The 19,867-nt window shown below is 67.3% G+C and carries 18 protein-coding genes; 9 read left to right on the forward strand and 9 right to left on the reverse strand.

From position 1 onward, the window contains the following. Window positions 1–6 precede the first annotated feature (6 nt). Together nifU and PWS46_RS02660 are read right to left on the reverse strand one after the other, a co-directional pair. Entirely contained in the window at window positions 7–930 is a 924-nt protein-coding gene (gene nifU, locus PWS46_RS02655) for a Fe-S cluster assembly protein NifU (protein WP_434617665.1), read from the reverse strand. 57 nt (window positions 931–987) lie between these two features. Beyond that, window positions 988–1,383 carry a HesB/IscA family protein gene (locus tag PWS46_RS02660; RefSeq protein ID WP_434617668.1) on the reverse strand — a complete coding sequence of 132 codons (396 nt, stop codon included), beginning with the start codon at window positions 1,381–1,383 and terminating at the stop codon, window positions 988–990. A gap of 311 nt (window positions 1,384–1,694) precedes the next feature. On the opposite strand from PWS46_RS02660, the gene PWS46_RS02665 reads away from it, so the two are divergent. Beyond that, window positions 1,695–2,207 carry a hypothetical protein gene (locus PWS46_RS02665; RefSeq protein WP_434617671.1) on the forward strand — a complete coding sequence of 171 codons (513 nt, stop codon included), beginning with the start codon at window positions 1,695–1,697 and terminating at the stop codon, window positions 2,205–2,207. 119 nt (window positions 2,208–2,326) lie between these two features. Here PWS46_RS02665 and PWS46_RS02670 read toward each other — a convergent pair whose 3' ends face one another. Then, window positions 2,327–3,442, reverse strand: a complete 1,116-nt coding sequence (locus tag PWS46_RS02670; RefSeq protein WP_434617674.1) for an alkene reductase — start codon at window positions 3,440–3,442, stop codon at window positions 2,327–2,329. Window positions 3,443–3,588: 146 nt separating this feature from the next. On the opposite strand from PWS46_RS02670, the gene PWS46_RS02675 reads away from it, so the two are divergent. Continuing rightward, window positions 3,589–4,266, forward strand: coding sequence for a TetR/AcrR family transcriptional regulator (locus PWS46_RS02675; protein ID WP_434617677.1), 678 nt, complete (start codon window positions 3,589–3,591; stop codon window positions 4,264–4,266). A gap of 7 nt (window positions 4,267–4,273) precedes the next feature. Here the strand turns inward: PWS46_RS02675 and rarD are convergent, their stop codons facing one another. The 4 genes from rarD to purB form a co-directional block, all read right to left on the reverse strand. Next, a complete protein-coding gene (gene rarD / locus PWS46_RS02680; protein ID WP_434617680.1) occupies window positions 4,274–5,200 on the reverse strand; it encodes an EamA family transporter RarD in 927 nt (308 codons plus the stop codon). 159 nt (window positions 5,201–5,359) lie between these two features. Further along, the gene (gene grxD, locus PWS46_RS02685) at window positions 5,360–5,695 is read right to left on the reverse strand and encodes a Grx4 family monothiol glutaredoxin (protein WP_085088255.1); all 336 of its coding nucleotides are present in this window, start codon (window positions 5,693–5,695) and stop codon (window positions 5,360–5,362) included. 86 nt (window positions 5,696–5,781) lie between these two features. After that, window positions 5,782–6,021: a BolA family protein gene (locus PWS46_RS02690; RefSeq protein WP_012973287.1), complete on the reverse strand. Its 240-nt coding sequence runs from the start codon at window positions 6,019–6,021 to the stop codon at window positions 5,782–5,784. Between the two features lie 158 nt (window positions 6,022–6,179). After that, window positions 6,180–7,475: an adenylosuccinate lyase gene (gene purB / locus PWS46_RS02695; protein ID WP_109076368.1), complete on the reverse strand. Its 1,296-nt coding sequence runs from the start codon at window positions 7,473–7,475 to the stop codon at window positions 6,180–6,182. 427 nt (window positions 7,476–7,902) lie between these two features. On the opposite strand from purB, the gene PWS46_RS02700 reads away from it, so the two are divergent. Next, window positions 7,903–11,175 carry a bifunctional diguanylate cyclase/phosphodiesterase gene (locus PWS46_RS02700; protein ID WP_434617685.1) on the forward strand — a complete coding sequence of 1,091 codons (3,273 nt, stop codon included), beginning with the start codon at window positions 7,903–7,905 and terminating at the stop codon, window positions 11,173–11,175. A 25-nt stretch (window positions 11,176–11,200) separates the two neighbouring features. Here the strand turns inward: PWS46_RS02700 and PWS46_RS02705 are convergent, their stop codons facing one another. Then, complete coding sequence (locus PWS46_RS02705; RefSeq protein WP_434617688.1) at window positions 11,201–11,959, reverse strand: M48 family metallopeptidase; 759 nt, start codon at window positions 11,957–11,959, stop codon at window positions 11,201–11,203. Between the two features lie 270 nt (window positions 11,960–12,229). Between PWS46_RS02705 and PWS46_RS02710 the strand changes: the two genes are divergently transcribed. From PWS46_RS02710 to PWS46_RS02730, 5 genes are all read left to right on the forward strand, one after another. After that, window positions 12,230–13,810 (forward strand): ATP-binding protein, encoded by a 1,581-nt coding sequence (locus PWS46_RS02710; protein WP_434617691.1) that lies wholly within the window; start codon window positions 12,230–12,232, stop codon window positions 13,808–13,810. Window positions 13,811–14,106: 296 nt separating this feature from the next. Next, a complete protein-coding gene (ugpB, locus tag PWS46_RS02715) occupies window positions 14,107–15,462 on the forward strand; it encodes a sn-glycerol-3-phosphate ABC transporter substrate-binding protein UgpB (protein ID WP_434617694.1) in 1,356 nt (451 codons plus the stop codon). Between the two features lie 215 nt (window positions 15,463–15,677). Further along, entirely contained in the window at window positions 15,678–16,562 is an 885-nt protein-coding gene (ugpA, locus tag PWS46_RS02720) for a sn-glycerol-3-phosphate ABC transporter permease UgpA (RefSeq protein WP_434617697.1), read from the forward strand. Next, on the forward strand, window positions 16,559–17,407 hold the full coding sequence (gene ugpE, locus PWS46_RS02725; protein WP_434617699.1) for a sn-glycerol-3-phosphate ABC transporter permease UgpE: 849 nt from the start codon (window positions 16,559–16,561) through the stop codon (window positions 17,405–17,407). Before ugpA ends, ugpE begins: the two co-directional genes overlap by 4 nt. A gap of 25 nt (window positions 17,408–17,432) precedes the next feature. Then, window positions 17,433–18,497, forward strand: coding sequence for a sn-glycerol-3-phosphate import ATP-binding protein UgpC (locus tag PWS46_RS02730; RefSeq protein ID WP_434617702.1), 1,065 nt, complete (start codon window positions 17,433–17,435; stop codon window positions 18,495–18,497). A 9-nt stretch (window positions 18,498–18,506) separates the two neighbouring features. On the opposite strand, the gene PWS46_RS02735 is transcribed toward PWS46_RS02730, so the two are convergent. Further along, a complete protein-coding gene (locus PWS46_RS02735) occupies window positions 18,507–18,695 on the reverse strand; it encodes a DUF1674 domain-containing protein (RefSeq protein ID WP_434617705.1) in 189 nt (62 codons plus the stop codon). A gap of 93 nt (window positions 18,696–18,788) precedes the next feature. Between PWS46_RS02735 and htpX the strand changes: the two genes are divergently transcribed. Next, the gene (gene htpX / locus PWS46_RS02740; protein WP_434617708.1) at window positions 18,789–19,793 is read left to right on the forward strand and encodes a zinc metalloprotease HtpX; all 1,005 of its coding nucleotides are present in this window, start codon (window positions 18,789–18,791) and stop codon (window positions 19,791–19,793) included. Window positions 19,794–19,867 lie beyond the last annotated feature (74 nt).

Below are 19,867 nucleotides of genomic sequence, written 5' to 3' on the forward strand. Positions count from 1 at the left end.
CTCCCCTTAGCCCGCATGGGCCGGCATGAGGGACGCGGGCTTGACCCGCACGAACTCGCCGAGCTTCTCGACCAGCTTCATCTGCACGCCCATCATCGTGCCCGCCGACTGCGAACAGCCGGAACAGGCGCCGGTGAGCCGCACATAGATGTCCTTGCCGTCGATGTCGACCAGTTCCACGTCGCCGCCGTCGCGTTGGATCTGCGGGCGCATCTCCTCGATGGCGGCCATGATGGCCTGCATGCGCTGGACATTGGTCAGCTTGGGCGCCACGGCCGGTTCGGCCTTGGGTTCCAGCGGCTTGATGGCGTCCAGCCCGACGGTGCCAGGGGTGTGCTTCTTGGCGGGCTTCAGGGCGCCGGTCTTCGCCAGCACCTCTTCCAGCACCTCCTCGATCTTCTCGTGGCAGGTCTGGCAGGAGCCGCCGGCCTTGGTGTAGTGGGTGACTTCCTCCAGCGAGGTCAGGCCGTTGACGGTCACCGCGCGCTCGATCATGGCGGCGTCAATGCCGAAGCATTTGCAGACCAGCTCGCCTTCCTCATGGTCGTCTTCCCACGCCTCGCCCTTGTAGTTGGCGATGGCGGCGCGCAGCGCCTCTGCCCCCATGACGGAGCAATGCATCTTCTCCGGCGGCAGGCCGCCCAGATACTCGGCGATGTCGCGGTTGGTCAGGGTCAGCGCCTCGTCCACCGTCTTGCCGATGATCATCTCGGTCAGGGCGGAGCTTGAGGCGATGGCCGAGCCGCAGCCGAAGGTCTGGAACTTCGCGTCCTGGATGATCTGGGTGTCGGGATCGACCTTCAGCATCAGACGCAGCGCGTCGCCGCAGGTGATGGAGCCGACCTCGCCGACCGCATTGGCCGTGTCCAGGACACCGGAGTTCTTCGGGTTGAAGAAGTGTTCCTTGACCTTGTCGGTGTAGTTCCACATGTCGCTGCTGCCTTTCCGTGGGGTGCGCGCCTAGGGGAAGAGTGTCCGGGGGCGGGATCAGTGGGTGGAGTAGGGAGCCGACGACCCGCAGCTGGACGAGGAGGTCGAGCAGGAGCCGCCACCGCCTTCACCGGCCGAGAAGGACTTGCCGCAGCCGCAGCTGCTTGTCGCGTTCGGGTTGTCGAACTTGAAGCCGGAGCCTTCGATGCCCTCGACGAAATCGACCACCACGCCGCTGAGGAAGGGCTGGCTGTTGGCGTCGACGAAGATGGTGACCGGGCCGAAGCTGAGCACCGCATCGTCGTCGCCGGCCGCCGCCTCCAGGCCCATCTGGTATTTCAGGCCGGCGCAGCCGCCGTCGGTGACCGCGATCCGCAAGCCGGCCGCAGTGCCACCGGACTTCGCCAGCACCTGCTCCAGCGTGGAAACCGCCGCATCCGTCAGAGTCACCATGTCCCGCCTCCTCAAGCCGCGTTGCCGGGGGTGCCGGCCGATCTGACGGGAAGTAGAGCAAGGGTCGTGCCAAACAGGTAAGGTATTGATTTTTCTTGATTGTTGGGCCGAAATGGCGTGGCGAGAGTCCGACAATGTTTCGTCTTCCAACGTTTTTGTCGGGTTTGACGCGTGTCGCTTTTGCGACAGCCGCGACACTTCGCCGCACAAAAATTCTATGGTCTTTCCCCGTGCCCGCGCGCGTACCATGGGACGTCGTCGGTGCGTCGGATGATTGATTGCGTCAGCAGGAAATACAGGCGAGGGAAGCGATGAGCGACGAACCGATCGAACTCCGGATGTCGAACGGCCGCATGGCCTTCGGCGACGTGCCCGAACAGATCGACGAACTGCTGCAGGAGGCGGTGAAGGCCCGCGATGTGCCCGACGCCTGCGAGGCGCTTTTGTGGGAGGCTCACCGCAAGGGGCCGCGGGTGCTGCCGGTCTTCTACGCGCTCTACAAATTCTACTTCAACCGCAAGAAGCTGGGCGAGGCGGAGCGGGTGGCCCGCATCGGGCTGGATGCCGCGGCCTTGCAGGGCGGCTTTCCGGCCGACTGGTCGCAGCTGACTGTGGGCTCCACCGACTGGACGGCGGCCGGGCCGGCGCGCTTCTTCCTGTTCACCATGAAGGCGCTGGCCTTCATCGAACTGCGCCGCCACAACCGCGACAGGGCGCTGGCGATCCTCGCCAAGATGGCGGAGATCGACCCGGCCGATCAGGTCGGCTACGGCACCATCGCCGCACTGGCCCGTGGGCTCGATGGTGAGGGTGGAACTGCATAAAAAAGGCCCCCGGCCCAGGGGGGAACCGGGCCGGGGGCAGCGGGGATTTGCGTCTCACGACGCGCTCTCAATATCGAGAGCAATTGCGGTCCAGCCGGGGTGGTGGGACCGCAATCCGGTCAGGCGGCGACGGATTCCAGGGCCGGATAGTCGGTGTAGCCCTTGGCGTCGCCGCCGTAATAGGTGGTGCGATCCGGTTCGGCCAGCGGCGCATCGGCACGGAAGCGCACGGGCAGGTCCGGGTTGGAGATGAAGGCCTCGCCGAAGCTGACCGCGTCGGCCTCGCCGTTCGCCAGGGCGGTGTCGGCGTCGGTCCGGCTGTAGCCGCCATTCAGGATGAACGGTCCCTTGAAGGCGGCGCGCAGGGCGGACGCCACATGCGGCGCGCCTTCCGGCGGAGCCATATGGTGGCCGGGCCGCCCCTCGATCACATGCAGATAGGCGAGGTTGAAGGGGTTCAGCGCCTTGGTGACCGCCAGGAAATGCGGCAGCGGGTCGCTGTCCTTCATGTCGTTGAACACGCCGGTCGGCGACAGGCGGACACCGATGCGGTCGGCGCCGACGGCATGGGCCGTGGCCTCCAGGATCTCCAGCAGGAAGCGGCAGCGGTTCTCCACCGTCCCGCCATACTGGTCGGTGCGGGTGTTGGTGCCGTCGCGCAGGAACTGGTCGATCAGATAGCCGTTGGCCGCGTGGATCTCGACGCCGTCCAGGCCGGCATCGAACACCGCGCGCTTGGCCGCATCGGCGAAGTGGCGGACCAGGGCCGGGATCTCGGCGGTCTCCAGGGTGCGCGGCACCGGGAAGGGTTCCATGCCGGCGCCGGTGTAGAGCTGGCCCTTCGCCGCGATGGCCGACGGCGCGACCGGGGCGGCGCCGTTCGGCTGGAAGCGCTGGTGGGAGATGCGGCCGACATGCCAGAGCTGGGTGACGATCCGCCCGCCGGCGTCATGCACGGCGTCCGCCACCGCGCGCCAGGCCAGCGTCTGGGCGTCGGTGTGGATGCCCGGGGTGTTGGGATAGCCCTGGGCGGTGTCGCAGACCTGCGTCGCCTCGGTGATGATCAGGCCGGCCGAGGCGCGCTGCGCATAATATTCGGCGGTGAGCGCGGTCGGGCAGTTGCCCTCGCCGGCGCGGCTGCGGGTCATCGGTGCCATGACGACGCGGTTCGGCAACTCGATGGCGCCGAGGCGCAACGGGGTGAACAGATCAGGCTTTGCAGTGCTTTGCGGCATGGCGGGACTACCCCCTCTTGGCCCCTGTCGGGCAAATCGGTTTGTATGTATGTGAGTACATACTTGAACCAGAGCCCGCCGCTTGTCAAGTATGTATCTGCATACTTATTATGAAGCCGACGGGACGCACCGGAGAGGGACGGGTTTTGGACGCAAGCAAGGACGCCACCAGCAAGGACGATGACGGCTGTTGCCCCGGCAACGGCACCGAGGGCGCCTGCGAAGGCGGGGCGCGCAAGCGCGACCGCGCCGCGACCGAGGGCGCGCTGCTCGACGCCGCCAAGCTGGTGTTCGCCGAACGCGGATTCGATGCGGCGACGACGCGCGAGATCGCGGGCCGGGCCGGCGTCAACGAACAGCTGATCCAGCGCTATTTCTCAGGAAAGAGCGGTCTGCTGCTGGCGGTGGTGGAGCGCTACTGGCGCGAGGAATCGGGCGGCTGCGACCTGCCGCCGCCGCACGAGGATCTGGAAACCGATCTCGCCCGTTTCCTGCACGCCCAGTTGAAGCACAGCTGGAAATGCCGCGACTTCACCCGCGTCGTGCTGGCCCGTGCCCTGGTCGATCAGGCGGTGGCGGACGAGATGGCCCGCACCCTGTCGCAGAGCCGCATCCCTTGTCTGCTGAGACGGCTGGAAGGCTTCCGCGCGCGGGGCGCCATCGCCGCCGACGCCGACCTCGCCAATGTGGCGGCCGGCATCGCGACGCTCAGCTTCGGTCTGGGCTTCCTCGATCAGGTCGTGTTCGGCCGCGACGATGCCGGCATCTGCGCGATGGTCGGCACGTTGGCCCACACCATCGCCCATGGCCTGACGCCGCGGTAAACCGCGGTTACTCCGCGGCTGCGGCGGCGCGGGTGGTGCTGCGGTGGCTGTGGACCGCGTCGGCGGTGAAGACGGCCAGCGCCACCCAGATGCAGGCGAAGGTGATGGCGTGGCTTTGGGTGAAGGCCTCGCCATAGACCAGCACGCCCAGCAGCAGTTGCCCGGTCGGCCCGACATATTGCAGTAGTCCCAGAGTGGTCATGGTCAGCCGCGACGCGCCGATCATGAAGAGAACCAGCGGCACCGCCGTCATCGGCCCGGCCAGCACCAGCAGGATGCTCTCGCCCCATTCATGGCCGAAGGTCCCGCCGCCGCCCAGCCACAGCAGATAGCCCAGCGCCACCGGCAGCAGCAGCGCGGTTTCGACCAGCAGCCCGATCACCGGATCGATGGCCGCCTTCTTGCGCACCAGGGCGTAGAAGCCGAAGGACAGCGCCAGCGACAGGGCGACCCACGGAACGGCGCCATAGCTGACGACGAGGCTGCCGACGCCGGCCGCGGCGATGGCGACCGCCAGCATCCGGCCGCGGCTGAGCCGTTCATGCAGGAACAACACGCCCAGGAGCACATTGACCAGCGGGTTGATGAAATATCCCAGGCTGGCCTCGACCAGCCGGCTGTTCACCACCGCCCAGATGAAGACGGTCCAGTTGACGGAGACCAGCAGGGTGGTGACCACCAGAATTCCCAGCCGGCGCCAACTGCCCACCGCGGCGACGACAGCCGCCGGCCCGCGGGTCGCCAGCACGCCGACGCCGACCAGCACCACCGTCCAGATCACGCGGTGCGCCACGATCTCCACCGCGCCGACATTGCCCAGCGATTTGAAGAAGACGGGGTTGACCAGCCCCCAGATCAGATAGGAGGCCAGCGCCGCGACGAACGCCGCGGTTGTGGAGGTCGGGGCCTTGGCGGGCGGCGGGGTCTGAACCATACCGTCCGTTTAGCACATTGTTTGTGCAATCCGGCAGCGGCCGGGCTGACATGGCCGGGCTGCGCAACCGGCATCACTCCCGCCCCGCACCCCTTTCACGCAACAAAAAACCCCGCCGGAGCGGGGTTTCTCGTTTTGGGTCCCCAATCCGTCGCCATATCAGGCGGCGGTGGCGACACCCTTGTCGGCCATCAGGGTCTGCAGCTCGCCCGACTCGTACATCTCGCGGACGATGTCGCAGCCGCCGACCAGCTCGCCCTTGACGTAGAGCTGCGGGAAGGTCGGCCAGTTCGAGTATTCCTTCAGACCCTGGCGCAGGCCCGGATCCTCCAGGATGTTGACGCCCTTGAACTTGACGCCGGTGTGGCTCAGCACCTGGACGACGGCGGCGGAGAAGCCGCACTGCGGGAACACCGGGGTCCCCTTCATGTAGAGCACGACATCGTTGTTCTTGATGTCCTGCTCGATACGCTCGACGACGTTCTGATCGACCATGACTCGATGACCCTTCCGATTCGGCCCGGCAATGCCGCGGCCTTGTCCGTTACGACTTGTGTTCAGGCGCCTTCCGGCATCCGTTCTCAGGCGCCCTCAGGCACCGCGGTGGTCAGCGCCAGGGCGTGCAGTTCGCCGCCCATCTTTCCCTGCAGGGACGCGTAGACCATCTGGTGCTGCTGCACCCGGCTCTTGCCCTTGAAGGCGGCGGAGGTGACGAGCGCGGCATAGTGGTCGCCGTCGCCTCGCAGGTCGGCGATCTCCACGACCGCGTCGGGGATGCCTTCCTTGATGAGCTTTTCGATCGTGGCGGCTTCCATCGCCATGGGTCCAATCCTCGTTCTGTTCAGGGCTCTGTTCAGGATTGCCCCGCCCGGGCACGTGCTTCTCGAGATAGATTAGGTATGGCCGGGCCGTTTGTCATCCACCGGCAAATATTTGCCGATCTGCGGAAGACGCCGTGACGGCCCGCGCCATCAGCGGATCACTCGCCGAACACGCGCTTGAACACGGTGTCGACATGCTTGGTGTGGTAGGACATGTCGAACATCGGCTCCAGCTTGTCGCGGCCGATGTGCTTGGCGATGTCGGGGTCGGCCGACAGCAGGTCCAGATAGTTGCCGCCCTTTTCCCACACCTGCATGGCGTTGCGCTGCACCGCCTTGTAGCTGTCCTCGCGGCTCATGCCGGCCTGGGTCAGGGCCAGCAGGACGCGCTGCGAGAAGACCAGACCGCCCAGATCGTCCAGGTTCTTCTGCATGCGCTCCGGATAGACCACCAGCTTTTCCATCATGCTGGTCAGGCGCACCAGGGCGAAGTCCAGCGTGACGGTGGCATCGGGGCCGATCATCCGCTCGACCGAGCTGTGGGAGATGTCGCGCTCGTGCCACAGCGCGACGTTCTCCAGCGCCGGGACGACGGCGGAGCGCACGATGCGGGCCAGACCCGTCAGGTTCTCCGACAGGACCGGGTTGCGCTTATGCGGCATCGCCGACGAGCCCTTCTGGCCGGGGTGGAAATACTCCTCCGCCTCGCGGACCTCGGTGCGCTGCAGGTGGCGGACTTCCGTCGCCAGATTCTCGATGCTCGACGCGATCACGCCCAGCACGGAGAAGAAGAAGGCGTGGCGGTCGCGCGGGATGACCTGGGTCGAAACCGGCTCCACCGACAGGCCCAGCTTGGCGGCGACATGCTCCTCCACCCGCGGGTCGATGTTGGCGAAGGTGCCGACGGCGCCGGAGATGGCGCAGGTGGCGATGTCCTGGCGCGCCTGGACCAGACGCTCGCGCCCGCGGGCGAAGGCGGCGTAATGGCCGGCCAGCTTCAGGCCGAAGGTCGTCGGCTCGGCATGGATGCCGTGGCTGCGGCCGATGGTGACGGTGTTCTTGTGCTCGTAGGCCCGGCGCTTCAGCGCGGCCAGCAGGGCATCCATGTCGGCCAGCAGCAGGTCGGCGGCCTGGGTCATCTGCACGGCGAGGCAGGTGTCCAGCACGTCGGACGAGGTCATGCCCTGGTGGACGAAGCGGGCCTCGGGGCCGACATATTCGGCGAGGTTGGTCAGGAAGGCGATGACGTCGTGCCGGGTCTCGCGCTCGATCTCGTCGATGCGGTCGATCTCCCACTTGCCGCGCTCCCACACCGCCTTGGCGGCGTCCTTCGGGATCACGCCCAGCTCGGCCTGCGCGTCGCAGGCATGCGCCTCGATCTCGAACCAGATGCGGAAGCGGTTTTCCGGCTCCCAGATGCGGGCCATTTCGGGGCGGGTATAGCGGGGGATCATCGGCACTCTCCGGAGGATGCGGGCGCTGGGTCTCGGGCGCTGGGTCGGGGAAGGCTTGCGGGTCTCAAAGCCACGCGCGCGCGACCATAGCCGTGCCGGAAGGCGTTTTAAAGCCTCACGATGGACCACGCCGGACCCAACCCCCGGCCCGGCCGGCGTCGGCATTAAACTTTGCGGTCTAACCGTTGCCGACCGAAGGGAATCCGCGCCTAAAGGTGGATGAACCGATAATCCGCCGATTCCCTGTCCGGTCGGCGCGGCGCTACCCCGTGGCGATCCAAGGGAGAGGAAAACAGTCAAAGAGTCGCGCCGGGGTGGATTTGATTCGCTTGCAGTTGAATCGGTGCGAGCATTAAGCAACACTTGCACAGCGCATCGGGGCCGGCCCAAGCCCGGAACCGAAAAGCCTATCCGAAGGGAGCCCTTCTTGTCCGACCCCGTCGTCGAACTGGTCCGTGCGCCGTCGCGCTCGTCCGACGAGGCCCGGCTCTACCGCCTGCAGTTCCTGGCGTCGATGGCGCTGGTGTCGGCGCTCGTCCTCGGGCTTGGCTTCTACTTCGTCTGGCAGCATTGGGCCGATCTGGAGCACGACCTGCGCCAGAGCGAGACGCGCTATCTCCAGGAGCAGCGTCAGGCGCTGATGCAGGAGGTGGAGAACGCGCAGTCCTATCTGGCCTACATGCGCTCGCGCGTGGAGCCGCTGCTGAAGGACCATCTGCGCACCCAGGTGAACGAGGCCTATGCCATCGCCCGCAGCGTTCATGACCGGGAACGGAACATCCTGCCCGAAGCGGCGGTGAAGGAGTCGATCAAGCAGACCCTGCGGCCGCTGCGCTTTTCCGGCGGCCGAGGCTACTACTTCATCCACGACATGACCGGCAACCCGGTCCTGATGCCGGTCGATCCTTCAAGGGAGGGGGCGCCGAAGGATGGAGCGCCTCCCTCCGCGGCGCCCGACCCGGCGGAGGACTCGGTCGTCGGCGAGCTGATGCGGGCGGCCCACGACCCCAACCGGCGCGGCTTCGCCCGCTACCGCGTGAGCCTGCCCGACGATCCGACGCAGACCGTCGACAAGCTGGCCTTCGTCCGCCTGTTCGAACCCTATGACTGGCTGATCGGCGCCAGCGATTCGCTGAGCGCCGTGGAGACGCGCCTGCAGAATGAATCACTGGATCGCCTGCGTGCCTTCCGGTTCGGCGAGACCGGCTTCATCGGCGTGCTGCGCCAGGACGGGCAGGTGCTGCTGTCGCCCACCGCCCCGGCGTCGGAGGGGATGAACGCCCGCGACCTGCCATGGAAGACCGAACGCGACATCGTCACCCGCATGCTGGAGCTTGGGCGCAAGGGCGGCGGCGAGCTGCGCTACGACTGGATCCATCCGGTCTCGGCGCGGCCGACGCCGAAGATGGCCTATGTCTCCGCCCCCAACGTCTGGGGCTGGATCCTGGTCGCCGGCTCCTACATCGACGATGTCGGCCGCGAGATGGAGGCCCGCCGGGCGGAGATCAGCCGCGGCGTCAACCAGCGGGTCTGGACCACGGTCGCCGTGCTGGGCGTCGCGCTGGCCGCGTCGGTCGGCGTGTCCTGGCTGGTCACCGGCTGGATCCGGCGCATCGTCGGCAGCTATCAGCTGCGGGTCCGGCACAGCGACAGCATGCTGCGCGAACGGGCGCGCCAGCTCTATCTCGCCAACTTCTTCATCGACCATGTGTCGGAGATCGTCGTGCTCGCCGATGCCGGCCTGCGCATCGCCTACGTCAACCCGTTCGGCTGCAAGGCGCTGGGCGGCAGGCTGGACGATCTGGTGATGGGGCAGGCCGACCTGCTGAAGCGCTTCGCCGCGGAGGGCGAGGACGCGGCCAGCCATTACGAGACCGCCTACCTCACCGCCGACGGCCGCATGCTGGAGCTTGAGGTCACCGCCAGCCGCATCACCTACGAGGGCGACGTCTATTACTCCGCCATCGCCCGCGACATCAGCGAGCGCAAGCGGGCGGAATGGCAACTGCGGCTGTCGGCCAAGGTGTTCGACAACGCGGCGGAGGGCATGTTCGTCGCCAACGAACACCGGCAGATCGTCGCCGCCAACGATGCCTTTTCCCGCATCACCGGCTATGGGCGGGACGAGGTGCTGGGCCGCGGCCCGGAATTCCTGCGCTCCGACCGCAACCCGCCGGAATTCTACGACGAGCTTTGGGCGCAGTTGCGCGCGCAGGGCCATTGGGCCGGCGAGATCTGGAGCACCCGCAAGAACGGCGAGGTGTTTCCGGAATGGCTGAGCGTCAAGCTGGTGAGGAACGAGGACGGCGCCGTCGCCAACTACATCGCCGCCTTCACCGACATCACCGAGACGCGCGCGCAGGAGGAGCGCATCCGCCATCTGGCGCAGTTCGACTTCCTGACCGACCTGCCCAACCGCTTCCTCCTGCGCGACCGGCTGGAGCGTGCGATCCTGGCCGCCGGGCGCCACGGCACCAAGGTGGGGCTGCTGTTCGTCGACCTCGACCGTTTCAAGACCATCAACGACAGCCTGGGCCATCAGGTCGGCGACGGCCTCCTGCGCGAGGTGGCGGTGCGGCTGACCGGCACGGTGCGGGCCAGCGACACGGTCAGCCGGCAGGGCGGCGACGAGTTCATCATCCTCATCAGCGACATGGACAGCCCCGACGCCGCCGGCACCGTCGCGCGCAAGGTGCTGCACGCCCTGTCGGAAGCCTATCTGATCGACGGGCACGAGCTGCAGGTCACGCCGTCCATCGGCATTGCGGTCTATCCCGACGACGGCACCGGCATCGACGCGCTGCTGAAGAGCGCCGACATGGCGATGTATGCCGCCAAGGAGGCCGGACGCGCGACCTACCGCTTCTTCACGCCGGAGCTGAACCGCCGCGCGTCGGATCGCATGTGGACCGAAAACAACCTGCGCCGCGCGCTCGCCAACAACGAGCTGGAGCTGCATTTCCAGCCGCAGTTCTCGCTGGACGACCGCCGGCTGGTCGGCGCGGAGGCGCTGGTGCGCTGGCGCCAGCCGGACGGCACGCTGATCATGCCCGGCCAGTTCATTCCGGTGGCCGAGGATACCGGCCTGATCCTGCCGCTCGGCGACTGGGTGCTGGGCGAGGCCTGCCGCCGGGTTTCGGAACTGCTGCGCCATCGCGACCTGCTGATCGCCATCAACCTGTCGGCGGTACAGGTGCGCCGCCCCGGACTGGCGGAGCGGGTGGCGGGCTGGCTGTCCGCCTACGGCATCCCGCCGTCGGCGCTGGAGCTGGAGGTTACGGAAAGCGTCCTGATGGACGAGTCCGACGTGGTGTCGGAAACCTTCTCGCAACTGCGCGAGATGGGCGTGCCGCTCGCCATCGACGATTTCGGCACCGGCTATTCCTCGCTGGCCTATCTGAAGCGCTTCCGGGTGGACAAGCTGAAGATCGACCGCAGCTTCGTCAGCGGCCTGCGCGCCGACGACCCGGACAGCGGCGCCATCGCCGAGGCGATCATCGGCATGGCCCGGTCCTTGCGCATGCAGACGCTGGCGGAAGGGGTGGAGACGGAGGAGCAGTACGACTGCCTCGCCGGGATGGGCTGCGACCAGTGCCAGGGCTATCTGCTGGGCCGGCCGATGCCCTACGAGGATTTCCTGGAGTTCGTCCGGAGCGATGTCGCCGCGTCCGAATTGCGGGTGGCGGAGGTGGTGGACTAGCGGGTGGCCTCCACCCGTATTGCCGTCACCCGTAGCGCAGCAGCCTTGTCCCGTTCGCCTTCAGCCAGGCCCGCGGCCATTCCACGCCGGTGCCGTCGGTCAGGCTGGCGCACAGCGCCCAGAAGCGCGGGGAATGGTTCATCTCGCGCAGATGCGCCACCTCATGCCCGACGACATAATCCAGAACCGGCTCCGGCGTCAGGATCAGGCGCCAGGAGAAGGACAGCCGGCCGGTCGACGAACAGCTGCCCCAGCGGCTCTTGGTGTCGCGGATGGTGACGGCGGCGACGCGGGCGCCGATGGTCGCCGCCTTCAGTCGGGCGCGGGCCGCCAGTTCGCGCTTGGCCTCCGCGGTCAGGAAATCGCGGATGCGGCGGGCGATGTGTTCCGGCTGGCCGCCGACCAGCAGGGCGCCGTCCTCGATCCGGGTCGCGCCGCGCAGGGCAGGGTCGTGGCGGATGACATGCTCGACGCCGAGATAGGGCACGCTGGCGCCGTCGGCGAAGGGCAGGGAGGGCGGCATCGCCGCCAGCCGCGCCCGCAGCCAGCCGTCATGCCGGCCGACGAACTGGCGGGCATCGGTTTCCGACACGCCGACCGGCACCACCACCTGGACCAGCCCGCGGCCGGGATCGACGCGCAGGGTCATGCGGGTGGCGCGCGCGCTCTCCCGCAACTCCAGCGGCATCGGCAGGCCGGAAATCTCCAGCGCCCGCGGCGGCTGCGGCGGTCGGGCGGCGGATCGCTTGCGGCGACGGGCGAGGGAGGGGCGGCGTTGCACCATGGGCGTCTTATAGCGCGGCCGACATCGGATGCGGAAGCGTCCTCCGCCCTTTGTCGGAATGGCGCAGCGGCGCGGCTTCTGATCTAAGTCTTACGGCTTTCGAACGAACTTAGGCCATGGGGTGGACTGAGGTCACATTTGACACGATCGATCGGAGCACAAGATAAAGCAGAGGTAACGCGGTGGTCTGTGGACCTCCCTTTTATCGCCTGTCATGCCGCCCGTTTTCCTGTTGTTGGTCTTCCCCGTAGCCTTGCCGAGTACATGCCGATGCCTCTGATCCCAGGACAAACGCCGACACGCGAGGATCTGTTGGACGCCCTGCTGTCGGCCAACGGCTCGCCCCAGGCCCTGCTTGGCGAGGATGGGCGCGTGCTGGTGGCGAATCGTGCCTTCGCCGACGCTCTCGGCTGCCCGCCGGACGCGGTGGTTGGGAGGACGCTGGAGGAGGCCGGGTTGCGGCCCGAAACGGCCGAGGGCATCGAGGCGCTGTGGCGGCAGGTGATGGCGACCGGCGTGCCGGCCAGCACCTCCGGCCCGCTCCCCGGCCTGCCGCCTGCACTGGCGCTGACCCCGGTGGCGGATGCCGGCGGGCGGACCCGCGCGGTGGCGCTGGCCGCCGATGCAACTGCGGCAGCCTTGGCCGAAGCGCGGGCGGAAACCGCGCAGGCGCGCGCCGATGCCGAACGCGCCCGCACCGCCAAGGGCAAGTTCCTGTCCGCGGCCAGCCACGATTTGCGCCAGCCCTTCCAGGCGATGCACCTGTTCCACCATCTGCTGAGCGGCCGGCTGACCGATCCGGCCTCCATCGAGCTGGCGAACAAGCTGGAGCAGGCGATCATCGGCGGCGAGGCCCTGCTGCGCGCCCTGTTGGAGGTGTCGGCGCTGGAAGCCGGGCTGGTCACCGCCAGCCCGCAGACCTTCCCGGTCGACGAACTGCTCGCCAAGATGCTGGAGGAGTTCGGACCGGAGGCGGAGGCCAAGGGGCTGCGCTTCAACGTCCACCCGCTCGACGCCCAGGTGACCAGCGATCCGGTGCTGATGGAACGGCTGCTGCGGCCGATCATGGCCAACGCCCTGCGCTACACCCTGACGGGCGGCATCCTGCTGGCGGCGCGGCGGCGCGGTGCGAACCTGCGCATCGAGGTGTGGGACACCGGCGTCGGCATCGATCCGTCCAACCATGCCGTGATCTTCGAGGACTTCCACCAGCTCGGCAATCCCGGACGCGACCGCAAGCAGGGGCTGGGACTCGGTCTCGCCATCGTGCGGCGGCTGGCGGAGGTGCTGGGGCATCCGATCACCGTGCGCTCCAAGCCCGGCAAGGGCTCCGTCTTCGCGGTGGAGGTGCCGCTGGCCGGCAACGACGGCGACCGTTCGGGTGACGACTCCACCGACGGCGACCCGGACCCGGCGACCGGCCAGTCCACTTCCGCCGCCGCTTCCCCGGTCGCCGGCACGGTGCTGGTGATTGAGGATGATGCCATGCAACTGGAGGGGATCGGGCTGCTGTTGCAGGGCTGGGGCTATGCCGTCATCCCCGCCCGCGGCATCGACGAGGCCTGTGCCGGGCTGGACGGTGGGGCCGCGACTCCCGACCTCGTGCTGTCCGACCTGCGGCTGTCGGGGCCGGAGACCGGCATCGACGCCATCCAGGCGGTGCGCGCCCGCTGCGGCCGGCGGGTGCCGGGCGTCATCGTCACCGGCGACACCGATCCCGACCGGCTGCGCAGCGTCGACCGCAGCGGCTTTCCCATGGTCCACAAGCCCTGCGACCCGGCGGCCCTGCGCCGCCTGCTCAGCCGCAGCCTGCCGCCCGTCCGTCGGCCTGATGCCGCCTGGCCGCGTTAGACATTCCGCGCCCGCGCATTTTCGCTCCGCAACATTCCACCGCTGTGGTTTTCACGTCATAAAACTGTAAAGCGGCGTCTTGACAGACCCCGGTATGCGTGCGCAGTGTGACGCTTAGAGCAACCAAACAGTTTCGAAAACGATCATCAAACAGCCGGTCTTTTTCGCAAGCGCACACACCGCCCCCTATGGCACCGAATGCGTCTGCCACCAAAACTTCACGAAAGCGTCGCGGGACGGCAACCCGTTGCCCTCATGACAACCGCGAACCATACCGGGATAGGGAGACCCACCGCATGTTGACCCGCCGCAAGCTTGCCCTCCTGACGGGCGCCGCCACCACCGGCGCGCTGCTGTTCGCCGCCGCCCTGCCGGGCACCGCGCTGGCGCAGCAGAAGACGGTGATCGATTTCTGGCACGGCCTGCCGCAGCCGCTGGGCGGCCAACTGGAGCAGATCGTCAAGGACTTCAACGACAGCCAGCAGGCGGTCCAGGTCAACGCCTCCTACAAGGGCAGCTATCCGGAGACGATGCAGGCGGCCATCGCCGCCTTCCGTGCCGGCAACGCGCCGCACATCGTGCAGATGTTCGAGGTCGGGACCGCCACCATGATGGCCGCCGGCCCGGCGGTGAAGCCGGTCTATCAGCTGATGAAGGAGACCGGGGCGTCCTTCAACCCCGACGCCTACATCCCGGCGGTGAAGGGCTACTACTCGTCCAAGGACGGGAAGATGATGGCGCTGCCGTTCAACAGCTCCACCACCATCATGTTCTACAACAAGGATGCCTTCAAGAAGGCCGGCCTCGACCCCAACAAGCCGCCGGCGACCTGGCCGGAGATGATCGAGGCGACGAAGAAGCTCAAGGCGTCGGGCTCGACCTGCCCGCTGACCACCTCCTGGCCGGTGTGGGCGCAGTTCGAACAGCTGGGCGCCATCCACAACACGCCCTTCGCCACCCAGCAGAACGGCTTCGGCGGCCTGAACGCCGAGCTGAAGATCAATGCCCCGCTTTACGTCAAGCATGTCCAGACCCTGATCGACATGCAGAAGGACGGGCTGTTCAAGTATGGCGGCCGCGACAACAAGCCGGACGCCCTGTTCCCGTCGGGCGAATGCGCGATGATCCACGGTTCGTCCGGCCTGCGCAGCCGCATCATGAAGGAGGCGACCTTCGCCTGGGGCGCCGCCCCGCTGCCCTATTGGCCGGAGTTCGCCAAGGACGGCCCGAAGAACAGCATCATCGGCGGCGCCGCCTTCTGGGTGATGACCGCGCCCAAGCGTACCCCGGCCGAATACAAGGCGGTGTCGCAGTTCTTCAGCTACCTCGCCCGGCCGGAAGTTGACGCCAAGTGGCACATGGACACCGGTTATGTCCCGGTGACGATGAAGGGCTACGAGCTGGCCAAGTCCCAGGGCTATTACGAGAAGAACCCCGGCGCCGACGTCCCGGCCGCCCAGCTGACCCGCACGCCGACCACCGAGAACAGCATGGGCCTGCGCCTGGGCAACCTGCCGGAAATCCGCAACATCATCCAGGAAGAGCTTGAGAAGGCCTTCCAGGGTCAGCAGGACGCCAAGCAGGCCTTGGACGCCTCGGTGAAGCGCGGCAACGCCGTGCTCCGCAACTTCGAGCGCGCCAACAAGGGCTGATTGGGAGAAGCACCCTTGGATCCCCTCTCCCCCCCGGGGAGAGGGTTAGGGTGAGGGGGATGCGCGGTGTGGCTTCTGTTTCGTGAAGCACGCTTCGCATTTCCCCCAATTCATCCCGTGCCTCCCCCTCACCCCGACCCTCTCCCCGGGGGGGAGAGGGGGAAGGGGGGGATCGGGCCTCAAAACACCACGCCTAACCCACGAAAGACCATCCTTTGCAGCGTCGCGTCACCTTCGACAGCCGGCTGTTGCCCTATCTGCTGCTTGCGCCGCAGGTGGCGGTGACGCTGGTGTTTTTCATCTGGCCGGCCGCCCAGGCGGTCTGGCAGTCGGTGCATCTGCAGGACGCCTTCGGCATCCGCAGCGAGTTCGTCTGGTTCGAGAATTTCACCTATGTGCTGAGCGATCCGAACTACCTCGACACGCTGCAGACCACGGTGATCTTCAGCGTCGCGGTGACGGTGCTGGCGATGGGATTGGCGCTGCTGCTGGCGGTGCTGGCCGATTCCAAGATCAAGGGCGCCGGCGCCTACAAGACGCTGCTGATCTGGCCCTATGCGCTGGCTCCGGCCGTCGCGGCGGTGCTGTGGATGTTCATCTTCAATCCCGACATCGGGTCCTTCGGCCGGGCGCTGCGGGCGATGGGCTATGACTGGGATTACCGGCTGAACGGCGGTCAGGCGCTGCTGATGGTGATCCTCGCCGCCAGTTGGAAGCAGGTGTCCTACAACTTCATCTTCTTCCTGGCCGGGCTGCAGGCGATCCCGCGTTCGGTGATGGAGGCGGCCAGCATCGATGGCGCCGGGCCGGTGCGGCGGTTCTGGACCATCACCTTCCCGCTGCTGTCGCCGACCACCTTCTTCCTGCTGGTGGTCGACATGGTCTACGCCTTCTTCGAGACCTTCGGCACCATCCATGCCCTGACCCAGGGCGGGCCGGGCAAGGCGACGGAGACGCTGATCTTCCGCGTCTATCAGGACGGCGTGGTCAACAACGACCTCGGCGGGTCGTCGGCCCAGTCGGTGATCCTGATGGTGATCGTCATCGCGCTGACCGCGGTGCAGTTCCGCTTCGTCGAGCGCAAGGTCCATTACTCATGAAGCAGACCCGTTTCATCGATCTGGTGCCGCACATCGTCCTGATCGTCGGCGTGCTGATCTTCGCCTATCCGATCTATGTGACGCTGATCGGCTCCACCTGGGATTCCGGCACCATCGGCCGCGGCGGGCTGCCGCTGTGGCCGGGCGGGGAGGGGGCGGCGAACTACGCCCAGGCCTGGGTCGGCGAGGCGGGCGACCGTGCCGTCTACACGCCCGTCCGCACCATGATGCTGAACAGCCTGGTGATGGCGCTGTCCATCGCGCTGGGCAAGATCGCCATCTCCATCCTGTCGGCCTACGCGGTGGCCTTCTTCCGCTTCCCGCTGCGCATGGCCTTCTTCTGGCTGATCTTCATCACGCTGATGCTGCCGGTGGAGGTGCGGATCATCCCGACCTACAAGGTCGTCGCCGATCTGGGGCTGATCAACACCTATGCCGGGCTGTCCATCCCGCTGATCGCCTCGGCCACGGCGACGCTGCTGTTCCGCCAGTTCTTCCTGACGATCCCGGACGAGCTGCTGGAAGCGGCGAAGATCGACGGCGCCGGGCCGGTGCGCTTCTTCATCGACGTGGTCCTACCGCTTTCGCGCACCAACATCGCGGCGCTGTTCGTCATCCTCTTCATCTATGGCTGGAACCAGTATCTCTGGCCGCTTCTGGTCACCAGCAGCGGCGACATGGAAACCATCGTGACCGGCATCACCAAGATGATCGGCACCGGCGAATCGGCCAACGACTGGCACATCATCATGGCGACCACGGTGCTGGCGATGCTGCCGCCCGTGGCGGTGGTGGTGTTCATGCAGCGCTGGTTCGTCAAAGGTCTTGTGGACAGCGAAAAGTAAGCGCGGGCGAAGGGAAAGAAGAACAATGGCAACCGTTGAAATCCGCAACGTCCGCAAGTCCTACGGCCCGGTCGAAGCGATCAAGGGCATCGACATCGCGATCCAGGACGGCGAATTCCTCGTCCTTCTCGGCCCGTCGGGCTGCGGCAAGTCCACCCTGCTGCGCATGGTCGCCGGGCTGGAGGGCATCACCGGCGGCGAGATCGCCATCGGCGGGCGCGTGGTCAATCACCTGGACCCCAAGGACCGCGACATCGCGATGGTGTTCCAGAACTACGCGCTCTACCCGCACATGACGGTCTTCGACAACATGGCCTACGGCCTGAAGATCCGCGGAATCCCGAAGGCGGAAATCCGCGCCCGCGTCGACAAGGCGGCGGAGATCCTCGAACTCGGCCGCTTCCTCGACCGCCGGCCGAGCCAGCTGTCGGGCGGCCAGCGCCAGCGCGTCGCCATGGGCCGCGCCATCGTGCGCGAACCCGCCGCCTTCCTGTTCGACGAGCCGCTGTCGAACCTCGACGCCAAGCTGCGCACCCAGATGCGGGTGGAGATCAAGCGGCTGCAGGACCGGCTCGGCATCACCAGCCTCTACGTCACCCACGATCAGGTGGAGGCGATGACGCTGGCCGACCGCATCCTGGTGATGAACCACGGCGTTGCCGAGCAGATCGGCACGCCGCTGGAGGTCTACCAGCGCCCGGCCAGCCTGTTCGTCGCCGGCTTCATCGGCTCGCCGCCGATGAATGTGCTGGACGGCCGCATCGACGACCGCGGCGAGGCGGTGCTGCTGCCCGGCGGCCAGCGCCTGCCCCTGCCGCAGCCGCGCCCGACCGACGCCGGCCGGCCGGTGAAGCTGGGCATCCGGCCGGAGCATCTGGCTGTCGCCGCGGAGGGCTTTTCCATCGAGATCGAACTGGTGGAGGCGCTGGGGGCCGATACGGTGGTCTATGGCCGTCTGCCGGACGGCGAGACCCTGCTGGTCCGCATGGCCGGCATTCCCACCGTGCGCGAGCGCGACCGTCTGACCGTCGCCCCGCAGGACGGCGCCCTGCACCTGTTCGATGCAGTGACGGGGCGCCGGATGGAGTGAGGCCCGCGATCAGAAATCCGAACAGCGCCCCTTGAACTCCCAATCGCCGTAGCGGGTCGGTTCCGGCCCCTTCGGGCCGCCGATCTCGCCGGGCTTCTGTTCGGGGCCCTTGGTTTCCGTGGCCTCCGTTGTTTCGGTGGCGGTCACCGCTTCGGCGGCGTCCTGCTGCGGCTTGATCGGTTCGGTCATCATATCCATCGCACTGCTGCGGGCATCTTGAACGGGGGCGCGGATCGGGCCCATATCTCGGATCAGGGCGGGTTACCCCGCCTCGGCCCATCCTGAACCGATATGGCGATCATGACCAGCTATCTGAAGACCACCATTCTCCTTGCCGGCCTGACGGCGATCTTCATGGCGGTCGGCTTCCTGCTGGGCGGCAAGACCGGCCTGATCGTCGCCTTCGTCTTCGCTCTGGGTATGAACCTGTTCAGCTACTGGAATTCCGGCGACATGGTGCTGTCGATGTACGGCGCCCGCGAGGTCGACGCCTATTCGGCCCCGGAGTTCCACGGCATCGTCGCCCGGCTGGCGGAGCGCGCCGGCCTGCCGATGCCGCGCGTCTACATCATCCAGAACGACCAGCCCAACGCCTTCGCCACCGGCCGCGACCCGGAGCATGCGGCGGTCGCCGCCACCACCGGCCTGCTGCAGCGCCTGACGCCTGAGGAGATCGCCGGCGTGATGGCTCATGAACTGGCCCATGTGAAGAACCGCGACACCCTGATCATGACCATCACCGCGACCATCGCCGGTGCGGTGTCGATGCTCGCCAACTTCGGCCTGTTCTTTGGCGCTTCCAGCAATGACGAGCGCGGCGGCAACCCGCTGGGCATGGTGGGCGCGATCCTGGCCGCCATCCTCGCCCCCATCGCCGCGACGCTGGTGCAGATGGCGATCAGCCGCACCCGCGAGTTCGAAGCCGATCGCATCGGCGCCGAGATCTGCGGCCGTCCCAACTGGCTGGCCGATGCCTTGACCAACATCCACAACAGCGCCAACCACATCCCCAATTATCAGGCGGAGGCTCACCCGGCGACCGCCCACCTGTTCATCGCCAACCCGCTCAGCGGCGCCAGCATGGCCAGCCTGTTCTCCACCCACCCCGACATGGGCGAGCGGGTGGCGCGGCTGCGTGCCATGGCGCCCCAGACCGGCGGCTTTACCGGTGGCTTCGGCGGCAGCCACACCCCGCCGCGCGACGGCCGATCGCCCTGGGGGGCGCCGCCGCAGGGCGGCAGCCAAGGTGGGCAGGGCGGCTTCATGCCGCTGAACCGCCGCGGCCCGTGGGGCTGATCCGGGGCTGATCTCGGCCCTGCGCCTCTGGTAAAGCATTGCGCGCCGAAGGGGTAGGCGACTACCCTTCCGGC

Origin of the sequence: Azospirillum sp. B2RO_4 (genome assembly GCF_051124815.1) — a bacterium.
Classification (GTDB): domain Bacteria; phylum Pseudomonadota; class Alphaproteobacteria; order Azospirillales; family Azospirillaceae; genus Azospirillum.